Source organism: Streptomyces sp. NPDC021020 (assembly GCF_044333285.1).
Lineage (GTDB): Bacteria > Actinomycetota > Actinomycetes > Streptomycetales > Streptomycetaceae > Actinacidiphila.
On sequence record NZ_JBIRQQ010000001.1, the window covers coordinates 491,142 to 507,305 of the forward strand.

At 75.1% G+C, this 16,164-nt stretch carries 10 protein-coding genes; 3 read left to right on the plus strand and 7 right to left on the minus strand.

Going from position 1 to position 16,164, the window contains the following annotated elements; translation table 11 throughout:
• Positions 1-43: 43 nt before the first annotated feature.
• The 5 genes from ACH4SL_RS02200 to ACH4SL_RS02220 all read right to left on the minus strand — a co-directional run bounded on the left by ACH4SL_RS02200 (position 44) and on the right by ACH4SL_RS02220 (position 9,037).
• Positions 44-1,732 carry a mucoidy inhibitor MuiA family protein gene (locus ACH4SL_RS02200; RefSeq protein ID WP_398441406.1) on the minus strand — a complete coding sequence of 563 codons (1,689 nt, stop codon included), beginning with the start codon at positions 1,730-1,732 and terminating at the stop codon, positions 44-46.
• Positions 1,733-1,734: 2 nt separating this feature from the next.
• A complete protein-coding gene (locus tag ACH4SL_RS02205) occupies positions 1,735-3,828 on the minus strand; it encodes a DUF4139 domain-containing protein (RefSeq protein ID WP_398441407.1) in 2,094 nt (697 codons plus the stop codon).
• Positions 3,829-3,952: 124 nt separating this feature from the next.
• Positions 3,953-5,530: an ABC transporter substrate-binding protein gene (locus tag ACH4SL_RS02210; RefSeq protein WP_398441408.1), complete on the minus strand. Its 1,578-nt coding sequence runs from the start codon at positions 5,528-5,530 to the stop codon at positions 3,953-3,955.
• Positions 5,531-5,535: 5 nt separating this feature from the next.
• On the minus strand, positions 5,536-7,542 hold the full coding sequence (locus ACH4SL_RS02215) for an ATP-binding protein (protein ID WP_398441409.1): 2,007 nt from the start codon (positions 7,540-7,542) through the stop codon (positions 5,536-5,538).
• A gap of 190 nt (positions 7,543-7,732) precedes the next feature.
• On the minus strand, positions 7,733-9,037 hold the full coding sequence (locus tag ACH4SL_RS02220) for an extracellular solute-binding protein (RefSeq protein WP_398441410.1): 1,305 nt from the start codon (positions 9,035-9,037) through the stop codon (positions 7,733-7,735).
• Between the two features lie 549 nt (positions 9,038-9,586).
• On the opposite strand from ACH4SL_RS02220, the gene ACH4SL_RS02225 reads away from it, so the two are divergent.
• From ACH4SL_RS02225 to ACH4SL_RS02235, 3 genes are all read left to right on the plus strand, one after another.
• A complete protein-coding gene (locus ACH4SL_RS02225; RefSeq protein ID WP_398441411.1) occupies positions 9,587-10,699 on the plus strand; it encodes a hypothetical protein in 1,113 nt (370 codons plus the stop codon).
• 97 nt (positions 10,700-10,796) lie between these two features.
• Positions 10,797-11,285, plus strand: a complete 489-nt coding sequence (locus ACH4SL_RS02230; protein ID WP_398441413.1) for a hypothetical protein — start codon at positions 10,797-10,799, stop codon at positions 11,283-11,285.
• A gap of 92 nt (positions 11,286-11,377) precedes the next feature.
• Positions 11,378-14,575, plus strand: a complete 3,198-nt coding sequence (locus ACH4SL_RS02235; RefSeq protein ID WP_398441415.1) for a tetratricopeptide repeat protein — start codon at positions 11,378-11,380, stop codon at positions 14,573-14,575.
• Between the two features lie 9 nt (positions 14,576-14,584).
• On the opposite strand, the gene ACH4SL_RS02240 is transcribed toward ACH4SL_RS02235, so the two are convergent.
• Positions 14,585-15,493: an SDR family oxidoreductase gene (locus ACH4SL_RS02240; protein WP_398441417.1), complete on the minus strand. Its 909-nt coding sequence runs from the start codon at positions 15,491-15,493 to the stop codon at positions 14,585-14,587.
• The gene (locus tag ACH4SL_RS02245) at positions 15,490-16,095 is read right to left on the minus strand and encodes a TetR/AcrR family transcriptional regulator (protein ID WP_398441418.1); all 606 of its coding nucleotides are present in this window, start codon (positions 16,093-16,095) and stop codon (positions 15,490-15,492) included. Before ACH4SL_RS02245 ends, ACH4SL_RS02240 begins: the two co-directional genes overlap by 4 nt.
• Between the last annotated feature and the right edge of the window lie 69 nt (positions 16,096-16,164).

The following is a 16,164-nucleotide window of genomic DNA, read 5'->3' on the forward strand; positions in this document are numbered from 1 at the left end:
TCTGGCAATGGCGGCGGGACCCGGCGTCCGCGCCGCCCGCCACTCACAGGCCGGTGACCGAGCTGGCCGCCGTGATGTCGTAGGCGAAGGCGATCTCGTCGCGGGCGCCAGGGGGGAGGGTCAGCGTCCAGCGGGCGATGCCCTCGGCGTCCACGGTGTCGGGGGTCGGGGCGGTGTCGGCGGGGCGGAGGGCGACGTCGACGGCGGAGACCTCGGAGACCGGGACGCGCTCGCGCAGGGTGATCGTGCGGTCGGGGGCGCCCGGCGTGGCGTCGAGGCGGGAGACGAAGAGGCGGACGCGGCGGGTCACCACCGTGCGCTGGTTGATCGCGGCCAGGCCCGTCGTGTCGCGGCTCTCCTCGGTGTGGCGGACCACCCGGAAGGTGTCCTCGCTGCCGAAGGCGACCGTGAACTCCTCGCCCGCGCCGGTGAATTCGAGGGTGCCGCGGCCGGTGAAGCCGCTGCCGCGCACCAGGTCGACAGGGCCGGCGAGCAGGACGTGCCCGGCGTGGTTGACCAGGCGGGTGACCGTCACGACGAGAGGGGAGAGCTCGGGCGCGCAGGTGTGCTCGACCTCGCAGGCGGCCGTGAAGGACGTCAGGTGCACGCGGTGCGGGCGGCCGTCGGACGGGACGGTCACCGGGTGCGGGGCGTGCAGTACGCGCACGTCGCCGCCGTCGTTCAGGCCGGGCAGCGCGGCGGGCCCGGCGGCGGAGCCGACGCTGCGGATCTCCTCCTCGCGCAGATCCACCTCGACCGTGCGCCGCTCCTCGGCCGAGCGGTCGCGCAACGTCAGGACGTCGTCGCCGAGTTCGGGCGGGGTCGCGGCGAGCGTGGGGCGGGCGGTGGACAGCGTCAGGCGCACGCCGGACCAGTCCTCGCCGGTGTCCTGCCACACGAAGGCGTCCGTCTCCAGGCGCACCGAGGGAGCCGACTCGGAGGCCGTGAGCGTCGCCCGGTACGCGGGCCGCCACAGCGCGCACGGCACGAGCCCGGTCACCCGCAGCTGCGCGGTCCCGGCCGTGTCCGCCTCGACGACCAGCTCCAGATACGCCGTGAGCTTGTCCTGCGTGCTCTCGAACATGCTCAACGCCAGTCGCGCCTCGCGCAGTTCGGACTCGATGTCGTGCAGGCGGCGGCGTAGCTTGTGCAGTTCGGCGAGCCGCGGCTCCGCCTCGCTCTCGACGCGGTCCAGCCGGTCCGCCCAGCGCTCGGGGTCGGCGTCGCCGCCGCCCGCGCCCTGCGTGATGTCCCGGTAGAGGTCGGTCCTGGCCTGCGCGACGACCGCGAGCGCGCTCTCCAGCCGCTGCCCCAGCAGCTTGGCGTCGGCCAGCTCCTCCTCCAGGGCGTGCACCTCGCGGCGCAGCGCGGAGGCGTCCGCGCCGGGCTCACCGGGCGGCGCGGGGGCGTAGCGGCGGACGACGCGGGCGTCCACGACGCGCGCGCCGAGACCGTCCGCGCCGCTGCCCTCCCGGTCGCTGTCGCTGTCCGCGGCGGAATCCGCGGCGAATTCGGCGCGCAGCGAGCGGTCGACGGTCAGCGGGGTGACCGGTCCGATGCGCAACCGGCTGACGCCCGCGGCCAGTTCGACCTGTCCGACGCGCCGGACCTGGGCGCGGTCCTCCATGCAGGTGACGGCCGTGATCGGCAGCGCGGTCAGCTCGGGGCCGGGGTCGGCGGGCGCGGCCGCGGGAAGGGACGGGTCTTCGGGCAGCAACGGGTCCTCGTGCACGGTCAGTTCCTCCTGTTGCCGCCGACGACGGCCTTGCCCGCGGGCAGGCGTACCGCGTAGCCGCCGCTGAGGGTCGCAGTGCTGCCCGGCTCCAGTTCGACGCGCCAGGTGCGTACGCCCGCCGCCCAGCCGTCCTCCTGGCCCTCCAGCGGGGCCGTGGCCGCCTCCCACGGCGGGCTCGCCCGGTGCTCGTCGATCCGCACGTCCTTGTCGGCGGAGACGGGGACGCGCTCGCGCACGTGGACGGCCACCGGGTACGGCAGCCGGTTCGCGACGTCGATCTCCACGGTGTGGTCCAGCACGGTCGTGCCGCCGCGCAGCCCCGCCGTCGACTCGCGCATGTGCGTGCGGCGCGCGGCCTTCACGCTCTCCGCGACGCCCAGCCCCACCGACTGCCGCTGCCCCGGCGCGAGCGTCGGCAGCGGCGCGGTCAGCACGAAGTCGCCGTCCACCAGGACGTCGACGGGCCCGGCGAGCAGCGCGTGCGACGAGGTGTTCGTCAGCCGCACCGTGCTGAAGACCGCGGGGTCCACGGACGGCACGCAGACGTACACGAAGTCGGCGTCGACCGGCACCTCGCCCACCGGCACGGTGTGCCAGCGGCCGTCGGCGGCGACGTCGGCGGGCGCGGCGGTGTCGAAGCGGTAGTCGAACGAGCCCGCGGAGGTGCGGACGTCCACCGCGTGGGCGGGGCGGGCGAGCCCGGCGACCCGGTCCGCGCGGCTGCGGTATTCGCCGCCGACCGCGCCGAGCGCCGGGGACGGCGGCTGGAGGGTGCCGCGGTGCTCCCCGGCGGACTCCGGGCCCGCGAGGGTGAGCCGGGCGTAGTCGAGCAGGTCCGCGCCGGGTGCGGCCGTGCCGGGCGGGGGCGGGGTGGGCTGCGCCTGCGGGGCGGAGGCCGCGAAGCCGCGGCTCGCCTTGGAGCGGGCCATGGGCGCGGCCGCCGGGCTCATCGGGCGCGGGGGCCCGCCGGGCGCGGGCGGGGGCGGCGGCGTCGCGGACACCGGCAGGGGCGGACCGCCGCCGAACGCGAGGTCGGCGTCCGCGAAGTCGTCGTCCGCGGCCTCCGCCGCGAAGCCGTACCCGGCCCCCGCGGACGCGGGAACGGGAACGGGCGCCGCGGGGCGGCGCGCCGCGTCGTACCCCGCGAAGAGCTCGCCGAGCCCGGCGGGCGGCTCGCGCCAGCTCTGCCCGGCGGGTGGCGCCTGGCGCCGCCCGATCCGCAGCGAGCGCAGCTCGGGCAGGTCGGTGCGCCGCAGCAGATCCGCGGTGGACAGCGCGAGCCGCACGCCGGTCCAGTCCTCCCCGGTCCGCTGCGCGACCATCGCCCGCAGCACGAGCCCGCCCGCCCCACTGCGCCCGTCCAGCCGCAACTGGTACACGGGCACCCAACAGGCCCCGGGCACCTGGTACTCGACGTCCAGCACGACATCGAGGCCGCCGTCGCCCGCCCCTTCCTCCGCCACGCCCCGCGTCAGGGTCACGTACGCCGTTGCCGAGGGGGTGGTGGAGGCCGGGTCCACCGCGGTGGAGGCCTCGGACAGGCGGTGGTGGAGGACGTCGACCGCGTGGTCGGCCTGGCGCTGGTCCTGCTCGGCGGCGCGCAGGCGGCGGTGGAGGGTGGTCAGGCGGGCGTCGACGAAGCTCGCGAGGGCGAGGATCGACTCGACGGGGGCCCAGCGGGGCGGGTCGCCGCGGCGCGGGGCCGGGGGCTCCGCGCGCAGGGCGGCGGTCTCGGCGATCTCCGTGCGGAGGCGTTCGGTCGCCTCCCGCAGCCGGCTCTGCCGGTCCTCCGCGTCCTCCAGGTCCAGCCGCAGCCGCGGGAGTTCGTCGCCGCGGCGCAGCGTCGCGCCGTACCCGACGCGGATGTCGGCGACCCGCAGCTCCTCGTCCGCGGTGACGCGGCACCGCAGGGACTGCTCCAGCAGCGCGGGGGAGAGCCCGGTGACGCGTACGGTCACGGGCCCGCCGCCGGGCGGCAGCGTGACGCGGGCGCGGCGCGTGCAGACGGCGCCCGCCGCGTACACCACGACCGACGTGACCTCGGACGGGACCGTCGGTCCCGCCGCAGCCCTCTCGTGCGTGCCGGCGCCCACCGTGCCTCCCCTTCCGGCCGGTGCGCCGCCCGGTGTGCCACCGGTCCGGGCCCGGGCCGAGCCCCGCCCGTACCCTAGCCGACGCCGCCCTGCGGCAGCAGGGGAAGCCGCCGTCGGGGCAGGCTCAGCCCACCGGCGGCGCGTGGTCGGGCCACTTGACCGTCAGCACCCTCGGGTTGCCCTGCGCGGTGAGCCGGATGATGGGTATCGGCTTGCCCACCGGGTTGGAACCCGTACGGCTCGTCAGGTAGTTGGCGGTGAACTGGATCGGCCCACTGGCCCCGAGCACCGCGTACTCGCCCTGGAGCGCGCCGAGTTCGTTGACGACCGCGTCGGGCAGCGGCTGCGCCTGGTGCGTGAGCCGGATCGCGGTCGTCGCCGTCAGGGTCGCGTCGTAGGCCATCATCGCGTTGCCGTCGCCGAGGTAGCCCTTCGGGAAGAGCTGCTGGAAGGTCCGCTGGAAGCGCGCGTAGCCCTGCGCCCCGTCCTGCTGCTCCGGCCCGTGGCCGGGGTCGTGCCCGGCGGTCGCCGCCCATTCGCCGGGGTGCGCGACCCCGGCGTAGTCGACGGTGACGTGCCCGGACGCGAGATCCTTCCGCAGCTGCGGGCTGTCGGGCAGGTTGGTGGTGTCGTCGCCGCTGACGATCCTGATCTGCTTGTCCAGGCAGGCGTCGGAGAAGGCGTGCACGAGGACGCCGAGATCCTGCCCGCGGCCGGCGAAGAGCACCACCGCGGGCTGCTCGGCGCAGATGTTGGTGGTCATCTGGCTGATACGGGTGGCCACTTCGGTCTGGTGGCGGCGCCGCTCCTGCGCGGACTGCCCGTCGCGGTCCCGCTCGGAGGTGTCGTACGGCTCGACGCCCACGATCTGGTGGCCCTTTATGGCCGAGAACTTCTTGAAGCCGCTGACGAGCGTGACGTCGTAGCTGTCGTCGGCGTTGCCGTCCTCGACGAGCACCGCGCGCGTGAAGTCCTTCTGCACGTACGACAGCGCGGCCGCCATGTTGTCGACGTTGCTCGGCGAGACGCGTACGAAGCCCTTGATGTTGGAGTACGAGTCCGAGGTGAGCGTCGCGCCGAACGACGCGATGTTGTGCGCGGTGAGGTCGCGGATCGCGCTCTCGGTGCCGGCGAGGCTGAGGCCGAAGCCGGTGACGGCGGCGATGTGCCGGCCGCGGTCCCGCTCGATCTCCGCGACCGCGGGCTGCCAGCCGTTGGCCTGGTAGCCGTCGCTGCCGATGAGCAGCTGGATGTGCGGGGCGTTGCCCTGCACGCTGTTGCGGTTGGCGTAGTGCTGCGCGGCGTACGCGCCCTGGAGCTGCTCCAGGGCGTTGGGCATCGACAGGATGCTGCCCTTGTCCGCGGATATCGGCAGCAGCAGCACCACGCTCACGTAGTCCGCCGGATAGGCCTTGCGCACCTGCTCGTTCTCCGCGCGGATCGCGTCCTCGGCGGGCTTGAGCGACGGGTGGAAGAGGTACGCGCCGTCCGTGACGCCGACGCACTCCCCGCCCGAGCCGTGGTGCGTGACGGACGTGGCGCCCTTGCGCATGCAGGGCTTGTTGAGCCAGTGGTCGACGGGCACGTACACGCCGTACGCGACCGCCGCGAGCGCGAGGACGCTCACGGCGGCGAGGAAGCGCCGTGCCGCGACCGGCAGATGAGCGACGTAGCGGCGGGCGAACGCGATCGGGCGAGGCAAGTCCCTCAGTCCTTCCAGGAGTTCTCGATCCGGCGGAACTTCCCGGCCTGCCGGTACAGCTCCTCGTTGTCGTCGGTGATGTCGGCCAGGTGCTCGTACTCCCCGGCGATGGTGTGGGCGAGCTGGTGGGCCGGGTCGAAGGTGCGGTCCGCGTGCAGCCAGCGGGCCACCGCGAGGCGGGTGACGGCGCGGCGCCGGTTGCGGTCCTCGGCGGGCCCGGCGAGCGAGGTGACGAAGGTGCGCGGATCCAGCGCCGTGGCAAGGCGGTTGGGGGCGGCGGTGACCCGGTCCAGGACGGCCAGCCACTCGGCGGCGCTCGCGGCCCGGTCGAACTCGTCGTCCAGGTAGGCCGCGACGGCGGTGAGCGGTTCGCGGCGCGCGGGTTCGACCTGGGCGAGGGTGTGGTGGTGGCGCAGGGCCGCGTCGGTGCGGCTGGAGTAGTGGGCGGCGTACCCCATGTGCGTCTTGCGCCAGAGCGCCGGGTCGCGGGCGAGCCAGCGGCGCAGCAGCAGCGCGGCCAGCGGGTGCAGCCGCAGCGCCTCGCCGTCGGCGGTCTCCTCCAGCCACATCCCGGCGGTCAGGGCGAGTTGGGCGGTGTCGGCGTCGGTGCCGGTCCGGTCCAGGTAGTGCAGCGTGGCGTTGCACGCGCCGCGGCGCAGCCCCGGGGTCGCGGCGAGCACCGCCATGACGTCGAGGAGCGGGGTGTCGCCGGGGCGCAGGGCGCCGTCGGCGGCGGGGGGCAGGTGGTCGGCCAGCGCCCGGCGCAGCAGGTAGTCCTCGACGGTGGTGTCCTGGCCCGGCGGCGCGGGCCAGGACTGCGGCAGCGGACGGGTGTCGTCGGTGAGCCGCTCGCCGAGCAGCCGCCGCGGGTCGAAGGGCTCGGGCAGGTCGGCGGGGGCGCGCCGCGGGTCGGCGGGCGGGGTGCGGCCGAAGCGGGCGAGCAGGTAGGCGAGCCGGTCGGTGGCCTCGGGGTGGCCGCCGGTGAGGGCGTGCAGGAAGTCGGCGTCGCGGTTGTGCCGGCCCAGCACGCTGCTGGTGCACAGGGCGAGGACCTGCTCGCCGGTGAGGTCGGCGAGGGCGACCGGATACCACCACACCGGGTGCCCGGCGGCGCCGGGGGCGTACGGGTGGCGGGTGCCGAAGGCGAGGTCCGGGTGGGTCGGGTCGAGCAGCCGGGCGGCCTCGGGGCGGACCCGGCCGCGCTGGACGGCCACCACCACGGCGGGGTCGGGGCGTTCGTCGCGGGCGGCGTCCTCGCGGCGGCATTCGGCGAGGAGTTCGAGGAAGAGGTCGGCGGTGCGGCCACCCGCGTTGTCCAGTAACAGCAGGCAGTTGCGGGGGCGTTGGAGCCGCGGCCAGGAGTCGTTGAAGTCGTGCCGCAGATCCGCGAGGAAGGCCGCGCACAGCGTGCGGGCGACGACCCGCGGGGTGCCGGTCGGGCCGTCCTGCGCCTGGTGCTGCCGGTAGAGCTCCCACAGCGAGTCGTACTCGCGCCCGCCGCCGCCGCGTTCGGCGAGCCAGCGCAGCGCGCGGGCGTCCTTGTGCCGCCCGACGGCGGAGTGCAGCGCGCCCAGCAGGCCGGTCAGCACGTCCAGCAGGCCGCGGTGCTCGGGGCTGAGCAGCGGGGCGGCGCGGTTGCTCCAGTCGGTGAGCGCGGACTGCCGCTCGGCGTCCTGCGGGCGGGCCCGCAGATAGGCCTCGAAGGCCGTGCGGCCGCCTCCGGTGTCGACGAAGCTCAGCGCCTTGAGCAGCATCGAGGTGCGCGGGAAGTCGACGGGCCGGATACCGGCGATCCGGCGGCCCAGCCCGCGGACGGCGGCGAGCACGATGTCCTCGACGCCCTGCGCCGAGCGCAGGTCCAGCCGCACGCTCAGGCAGTCGTCGGAGAAGTCGTCCCACATCACGTCCAGCAGCACGGTGCCGCCGGAGCCGCGCGAGCCCGCGAGCAGGAGGACCGGGCTCGGCGCGGCGGGTACCCCGCTGCGCGCGAGCGCGCCGCGGACGTAGTCCACGACCCTCTCCCGCCCGTGCAGCCTCAGCCTGCCGCCGCCCTCTGCCACCTGACCGCGACCCCCGTCGTCCACGCGCGCGCCCGCCTGCCGGGGCAGCGCTCGGAATGGGGATCGTAGACCGGCCCGCCGGGGCCGGTCCCGGAAACGGTGAAGCTCGCGGGACGGCCTCCGGCGGGTGGTAAGGGGAAAGTCAGCGGGCGGAGTCCATCGAGTGGACGAATTCGTCGGGCGTCATCTGCTTGTTGAAGAGCTTCTGCAGATTCGCCAGCATCAGCACCGACGTGTCCGGGTCGAGCGCCTGGTCCCAGGACTGGGTGAAGGTCGGGGCGTTGGCGACCATGTCGTAGATGAATCCGGTGTATTCCGGGTTGACGCCGCCCATCAGCTGGCCCTTGATACCGGCGATGGCCGGGACATGGCCTATGGAGAGCAGGTCGGCGATGTAGGAGGGCCGGTCGAGGGTCTTGGTCAGGAAGTCGACCGCCCCCGACTTGTTGTCGGAAGTCTCCGTCACCGAGAAGTAGTTGGACGGGTTGCCGACGACGTTGGCCGGGTCGCCGACACCGCCCGCGACGGTCGGGAAGGTCGTGAAACCGAGCTTGCCCGCGTTCACGAACTTCGGGGCGGCGGCGAGCATGTCGGCGTATTCCCACGAGCCCATCAGCAGCATGCCCGCCTTGCCCTGCGAGAGCAGCGCGTTGGTGCCGCCGGCGTCCTGGTTGACGTTGTCGAACTTCTTGCCGAAAGCGCCGCGGTCGACGAGGTCGCTGATCATGCCCAGGGACGTCTTGACCGCCGCGTTGTCCCAGGCGCCGGCCTTGCCCGCCTCGATGCCCTGGAAGGCCTGCGGGCCGCCGACGCGGTCCAGCAGGTACTCCAGCCACATCAGCTCGGTCCAGGACTGCGAGCCGGCCAGGGCGATCGGGGTGATGCCCTCGGCCTTGATCTTGTCGACGTCGTCGAGGAGCGCCTTCCAGGTGGCCGGCGGGGCGTCGATGCCGGCCTTCTCGAAGACGTCCTTGTTGTAGAAGAGCGCGACGGGCTGCACGCCCTCCATCGGCACGGCGTAGACCTTGCCGTCGACCGTGCCGCCGGCCAGCACGCTGGGCAGGAACTCGTTCTTGAAGTCGGTGCTCAGCCTGCCCGAGAGGTCGGCGACATGGCCGGCCTTCACGTACTCCGACAGATTGCCGCCGCCCCAGTTGAGGAAGATGTCGGGGGAGTCGGAGGAGCCGAGCGAGGTCTTGAGCTTCTCCTTGTACGGGTCGTTGTCGAAGGTCTTGAGGGTGACCTTCGCCTTCTGCCGGGCGTTGTAGGCCGTGATCGACTGCTGCTGGAGCGGGTTGAGCGCGTCGTTCGACAGCGTCCACACGGTCACCGGGCCGCCGCTCCCCGAGGCACCGCCACCGATACCGCCGCACGCGGACGCGGTCAGGGCGAGCACGGTCACGGTGGCCACCGCGGCCGTCGCCCGCAGGGACACGAGGCGCTTCATGGTGCGTACACACTCCTTCGGGACCCGGACTTTTCCGACCCGATCGGGGAAACTAGCGAAAGTTTACGTGCCGAGGAACGTACGATTTCGGTGACGTGCAGTCAATGGCCGACGCGGTAAAACTGCCGTCACATTGCCCCGTGGTAACCCCTCCCCGACCACGTCGCGGGACCGGTCGGACACGCAGCGGCGTCGGTTGGGTCGAGAGGTGTACGGGACGCGCGGGGCGCGCGTGGCACGCGACCGCCGAGCGGCCGCACTACGGAAACGTCTCGAAACTTTCGGCTCCGGCACGACATCGTACGGGCCTGCCTCCGAGCCCCTGCGGGCGGGTCCGCGCAACCCTTCGGCCAACTCTTCGAAATCGCCCGCGACCTGCTGTTCTCCGCCTCCCGGGGTCGGATACGATGCCGCTCCGCCGCGGGACGTACGCGGACCGGCCGGTGCTGCCCCGGTGAAATCCGGCAGTACGGCCGATGCCGCTGATTCCCACCGTTCCCGCCCCGTATACAGCACTCCTGGCGCCACCAGGCCCACCCGAAGGTCCCGATGATCCCCATCGCACCGTTCGTCACGGTCGTCGTCCTCTCCGTGCTCGCGCGGAACCGCAACAAGCTCCGCGTCCCGCGCGACCCCGCCCGCAAGTTCGGGCTCACACCCGCCCGGCGGACCGACACCGAGCGCGCCGCGCCCGACCCGGCGGGCGACGCCGCCCTCAAGGCCGTCCGCGCCGGGGACTGGCAGCCCGCCGCGGACTTCCTCGCGCACGCCGACGGCAGCGGCGCCCCCGGCACCGACACCTCCTGGGACGAGCGCAGCCGCCGCACCCGCCTGCTCGGCGAGGAGGCCGCGCGCGCGGACGGCTGGCTGACCGCCTGGCGCACCGCCCGGCCCGACGACGCGGGCGCCGCGCTCGTGCACGGCGACGCCCTCGTCCACAAGGCGTGGCAGGCCCGCGGCAGCGGCCTGGCCAAGAACACCACCCGCGACCAGTTCGAGAACTTCGCCGTCCAGCTGGACCGCGCCCTGCCCGCCCTCAAGGAGGCCGCCCGCCGCGCCCCCGGCGACCCGGCGCCGCTCGTCGCGCAGATACCGGTCGCCTACGGCCAGGGCTGGTCCCACGAGCGCTTCCGGGAACTGTGGGCGGAGATCACCGCGTGCGACCCGCACAACCTCACCGGGCACCTCGCCGCCCTCCAGTTCTGGTGCGCCAAGTGGCGCGGCTCCGACGACCTCGCCCGCGGCTTCGCCGAGCAGGCGGCCGCCTCCGCGCCCGCCGGCACCCTGCTGGAGGTGCTGCGCCTGCACGAGATCTACGAGCGCCGCACCGGCGACGAGGACGAGAACCACCGCTGGAGGACGACGAGCGGGCGGGCCGCGATCGACGCCGCGATCGACGCGGTCGAGGCGGCCCCGGCCGGGCACCTGCTCGCGCCCCGCGTCCACCTCACCCTCGCGTACGCGCTCGCCCACGCCGACCGCCACGCGGAGGCCGTCGTCCACTTCCGCGCCGCCGACGGCTACGCGGGCGCGGCGCCCTGGTCCTACTTCCGCGCTCCCCGCACCTACTTCGGCCACGTCCGGGCCCGCTCGCTGCGTGCCTGGGCCGCCGAGGGGCGCCCGGCCCCGCCGCCGCGCCGCGTCCGGGAGCCGCACGCGTAGGGCGTGTCCCGGCGCGGACCGCCTGGCGCAAGGCGCTCCCGGGGCCGCCCGGGAAGAGCTACCTTCGGGGAAAGGGCCATCGCGCACAGGGGTGTTCATGCTGGAGCAAGCACTTGCCGCGCTCGCGGCTTCGGGGGGCGCGGCGGTCGTGACCGCTGCGGGTACGGACGCCTGGACGGAGCTGCGGGCCCGGCTGGCCCGCTGGTTCGGGCGCGGCAGCGACCGCCGGGAGACGGCGACGCTCGAACGCCTCGACACAGCCGCGGCGGAGCTGGAATCCGCCCCCGGCGCCGAGTTGGAGGCCGTACGGGGACGGGTCGGCGTGGTCTGGACGAACCGCATCCGGGACGTGCTCGAAGACCTCGACGACGGCGAACGCGCCTCGGCGGCGGACGAGTTGCGGGCACTGCTCGCCGAACTCCCCGCCGCCCCCGTGCAGATGAGCGCGACGGACGGCTCCCTCGTGGCGGGCGGGGACGTGCACGTCCACACGGCGGCCCCCCACTCCGTCGCCGCGGCCGTCATCCGCGGCGACGTCCACGTGGGCGTCAACCCCCCTCCGACGCCGGACGCATCCCAGGGCTGAGCGCTCCGGCACCCACGAGCCCGATCCCCCCGCACCCTCCGACCGAGCACGCCGAGCCCGCGCCGGAGCGTCCGTCCGAGCGGCCCGAGCCCGTGCCGGACCCTCCGTCCGAGCGGCCCGAGCCCGAGCCCGCGCCGGACGCCTCCGCCTCCGGCGAGGCCGGGCCCCCGCCCCGGGCGCGCGGGGCCGTCAAGGCGACCGTGCGCGAATTGGCGATCGCCACCGCCATGGGCCCGGTGGCCGTCGCCAGTCTCCTGGCGTCCCGCCACGCCCGGACCCTCGCCGAGCGCGTGGACCAGGCGGAGCCGCCCGGCGGCCACGAGGAGGCGGTACGCCCCGGGGCCGCCGCGCCGCCGGCCGCCGGGAACGGCTCCGGGTCCGCCGCCGCACCCGCGGGCGCGGCGGCTGACGGCACCGGCAGGTACGCGGCCCGTACGGGCGACGCGCCCGACGCGGCGGTGGAGGCCGACGCCTCGACACCGGTCGGGCACGCGGGGGCCGCGGGAGCCGCCCCGGGCGACCCCCGCGCGCCCGAACCCCCCGCCGGAGGCGGCGGCGTGCACGCCGGGCGGGACATCCGCGTCGAGAACCAGGGCAGCGGCGCCGCCGTCGGGCAGGCGCACATCGTCAACAACTACCAACTCACACAGACCGCGGTCCGGCTCCCGTACCGCATCGGGCGGGTGCCGGCGCTCGCCTCGCCCTTCCAGGAGCGGGACATCCCGGGGATCGAAGGCGGCGACTCCCTCGTGCTGGCGGGCATGTTCGGCACCGGCAAGACGCAACTGGCCGCGCGCCAGGCGGAGTCGGCCTGGGACAGCGGCGAACTGCACCTGCTGCTGTGGGCCGACGCGTCCTCGCGCGAGGCGGTCCTGTCCGCGTACGCCCGCGCGGGCCAGGATCTGCTGGGCCGCACGTACGCCGACGTGGCGGACGGCGCGCAGGCCTTCCTCAACTGGCTCCGCCCGGCCGGTGGCACCCAGCCGCACCCGTGGCTCGTCGTCCTCGACGGTGTGACCGACCCCGCACACCTCGCGGGCCTCTGGCCGCCCGCGAGCCCCGGCGGGCGCGTGCTCGTGACCAGCAGCCGCGCGGACTTCGAGGGCGCGGGGAGCCCGCGGGTGGTGCGGATACGGCCGTTCACCTACGACGAGATCCTCGCGTACCTGGAGCGCGCGCTGGAGCTGAACCCGGCCGCCCGCCGGGCCGTCGAGCAGGCGGGCGCGTCCGACTCCGTCTTCGACTGGGCCAAGGAGATCGCGAACGGCGGCCTCCCCCTCGACACGTACCTCGACACGCGCCTCGGCGCCCGCGCCGGCACCGCCTCCGGCGGGACCGGCGCACCACCCACGCCCGTCGAGCGGTCCGTCGAGGCCGCCGCGGCCCTGGGGCCGGCCGGCACGGTGCGGGCGGTGCTCGCCCTGATCGCGCTGCTGGACAACGAAGGCTGCCTGGAGGACGTCCTCTTCACGCAGGCCGCGCGGCAGCAGGTGGAAGTCGGCAGGCGGTGGGCCACTCGGGAGACACAGGATCCGGCCCCGATGCCCGGGGTGCACCGTCTGGTGACTCCGTCGCCGCCGGTCGACGAGGCTGAGGTCCGGGCAGCCCTGCACGCCCTGGACGCCACGGGCGTGGTCGACCTGGAGGAGCACGGGGCAGTCCGGCTGGTGCGGATCAGCAGGCCGGTCCGCCAGGCAGGCCGGCAAGGCGCGCCGAGGCGGCACGGCCCGGAAAGGTGGCCGCTTCCGCGTGCGCTGCGGGACGCGGTGGCCGCGGCCTGGCCGGACGTCGAACGGGGGATGCGGCAGGCCCGGTCGCTGTGGAACGCCGTCCACGCCCTGGAATACACCGGGAGCAGGATCGACGGCCGGAACATTCTCGACCTGCGCGGCCGCATCCACCCCCTCGTCTTCCGGTACGGGGAGAGCCTGGGCGCCTGGGGCCGGTGCGAGAAGGCCCAGCTGCACCTGCGCTCCACGGCCTGGCGGGCTTCCAGGACCTTGGGCAAGGACCACCCCGACGTGCTGAAGGCCCTTGCGCAGGCGGCCCGTTGGCAGGCCGCGCGGGGTGACGACTTCGGCGCCGCGGAGCAGTTGGCGGCAGTCCTCGAACAGCAGCGGCAGGCGCCCGGGGCCGACCCGGCCGACGTGCTCACCACCCGCCACCACCTGGCCCGCGCGCAGTTGTCGGCGATCGGCTGGGACGCGCCCGGCCCGCGCGCCGAACTCGCCTCCGTGCTCCGTGACAGGGCGGAGCTGCTGGGCCCGGACCACGCCGACACCCTGGCCACGGTGGCGGTGATCGTCGGCGCGAGCCTCGGCTGGAGCCCCGAGGCCGCGCTCGTGGGCGAGGACGTCACCGCAGCCGCCGAACTGCTGCTCCCGTCCGACCGTATCGACGACTTCACCGCGCAGGAGCTCACCACGGCCCTGCACACCGAACTGCGGCGCGTCGCGGGCGAGGACCACCCCGAGACCATCGACGCCCTGCGCCTGCTCGCGGGCACGCACATCAACCTCGGGGAGGACGACGAGGCGCTGGCTCTGTCCGAGCGCGCGCTCGCCGACGCGGTACGGGCGCTGGGCCCCGAGCACCCCGTGACGCTCGACTGCAAGGTCACGGCGGCCCTCGCGGCGTACAACAGCGGGTCGGACACGGCCGACGAGGCCGCCCTCCAGGCCCTGGCGGACGAGTGGGGCGCGCTCCTCGGCCGCGACCACCCGGGCGCCCTGGGCACGCGCGTCTACGTGCTCGGGGTCTCCGCCCTGAAGCTGCTGCCGGGGGACCGGGCCGCATTCGCCGACGCGTGCGCGGACCTGCTCGCCGACACCGAGCGGGTCTTCGGCGCGGACCACCGCAGCACCCGGCGGGTCCTCTCCTACACGGCCGAGCTGTACACGAAGCACCCCGCCGGTGACATCGCCGCCCTCGTCGCCCTGTCCGACCTGGCAGCCCGCTCCGCCCGGGTGCCAGGACCCGACCACCCGGACACCCTCGCCGTCCGGCTGCGCCTGGCGGTCGCCCGCGGCAGGGCGGGCGACACGTTCGGCGCGCTCACGGCCCTCGCCGCGCTGCACGGCGACTGCGCCCACGCTCTTGACGCCGAGCATCCGGTGACCCTCGACGTCCGCCACGAACTGGCCCTCTGCCGGGGCAAGGCGGGTGACACGCCCGGCGCCGTCAGCGACCTGACCCGACTCCTGCGGGACCATGAGCATCTCGACGGCCCCGACGCCGAGCCGACCCGCGCGGTCCGCGCGTCCCTCGAGATCCTCCGGCCCGAGGAGTGAGCCCCCGCCTCACAACTCCGCTCCCAGCGCGCCGTGTTCGGGCTCCATCTCGGAGGCCCAGTGCGCGGCCCAGTCCGGCTGCGTGCCGTCCGCGTCCGTGAAGCCGTACTCCTCGTACAGGCCCCATGTGGCCAGTGCGCGGCCGGACTTGGACATCACGTCCGGGTCCGCGGCGAGCGCGGCGACCGCGCGGCCGAGGTAGGCGGGGCTCTCGGAGTAGGCGAAGTGGGGGTCCTTCGCGGCGCCTTCGCGCCAGTTGGCCTCCGTCACGCCGAAGCCTTCGAGCATCGCCTCCGAGCGGAGGAAGCCCGGGGTGATCGCCAGCGCCGCGACACCGTGCGGGCGCAGTTCGGCGGCCTGGGCGACAGCGAGGCGGATGACGGCCGACTTGGCGAGGTCGTAGAAGAACGAGCCGCGGTAGCGGGCGGTGTTGCCGTCGGTGACCTCCACGACGAGGCCGCTGCCGCGGGCGACGAGCATCGGGAGGGCGTAGCGGCTGGTGATCACATGGGTCTCCACCGCCTGCCGCAGCAGCCGCAGGCCCGTGTCGAGGTCCTGCTCCCACAGCGGGCGCTCCCAGTCGGTCAACGGGTCGCCGCCCCAAACGCAGTTGACGAGGATGTCCAGCCGTCCGTGCTGCTCGACGGCGATCCGGCCGACGAGGGCGCGGACGTCGTCCGGGTCGCTGTGGTCGGTGCGGACGGCGATGCCCGTGCCGCCCGCGGCGGTGACCATCGCGGCGGTCTCCTCGACCGTCTCGGCGCGGTCCATCGCCGAGCGCCCGGCGGCGCTGCTGCTGCGGCCGGTGACGTACACGGTCGCGCCCGCGGCGCCGAGCTGGACCGCGATGCCGCGCCCGCCGCCGCGGGTGCCGCCCGCGACCAGGGCCACGCGGTCTGCCAGCGTCGTCGTCTTCATCGTGCCTCCGTGGTGGGTGAGGGGAGATGCGGGGCGAGCAGGGTGCCGAGGTCGCGGTGCAGCCGCTCCGCGAGGGTGCCGCGGCGCTCCACCGCCCAGTTCAGGCCCGCGCCCGCGGTGACCGCGCGTACGGCGTCGGCGAGCGCGGGGACATCCGTGCCGGGCCGCAATTCGCCCGACTCCGCGGCCCGCGCGAGGAGTTGGGAGACGGCCTGGCGGTGCGCCTCGTGGACGGCCAGCGCGCGGGCGTACAGCTCGGGGTCGGCGAGGTCCGTGCAGAGGAAGGCCAGGTGGTGCGCGAAGCGCTCGGGGGTCGCCATCCCGGCCACCGACTCGACGGTCAGCGCCCGCAGGGCGGCGAGCGCGGAGGGGTGCTCCTGCGTGACGCGGCGGGCGACTTCGCCCGCGTGCGCCGCCGAGCGGTCGGCGAGGGCGAGCAGCAGGCCGCGCTTGGAGCCGAAGCGCTGCACGAGCGTCGCGGGGACGAGGCCGACCTCGCGGGCGACGGCGGCGAGGGTGAGCCCGGCGGGGCCGAGCCTGCCCATGACGTCGGCCGTCGCGCGCAGGATCGCCGCGTCCTCGACTCCGCGCGGGCGTGCCACCGGGGACCTCCCAGAAGAGTAAATGAACGTCCGTTTATTAATAGCCCATTGCCGCGGACGGGGGCAAGG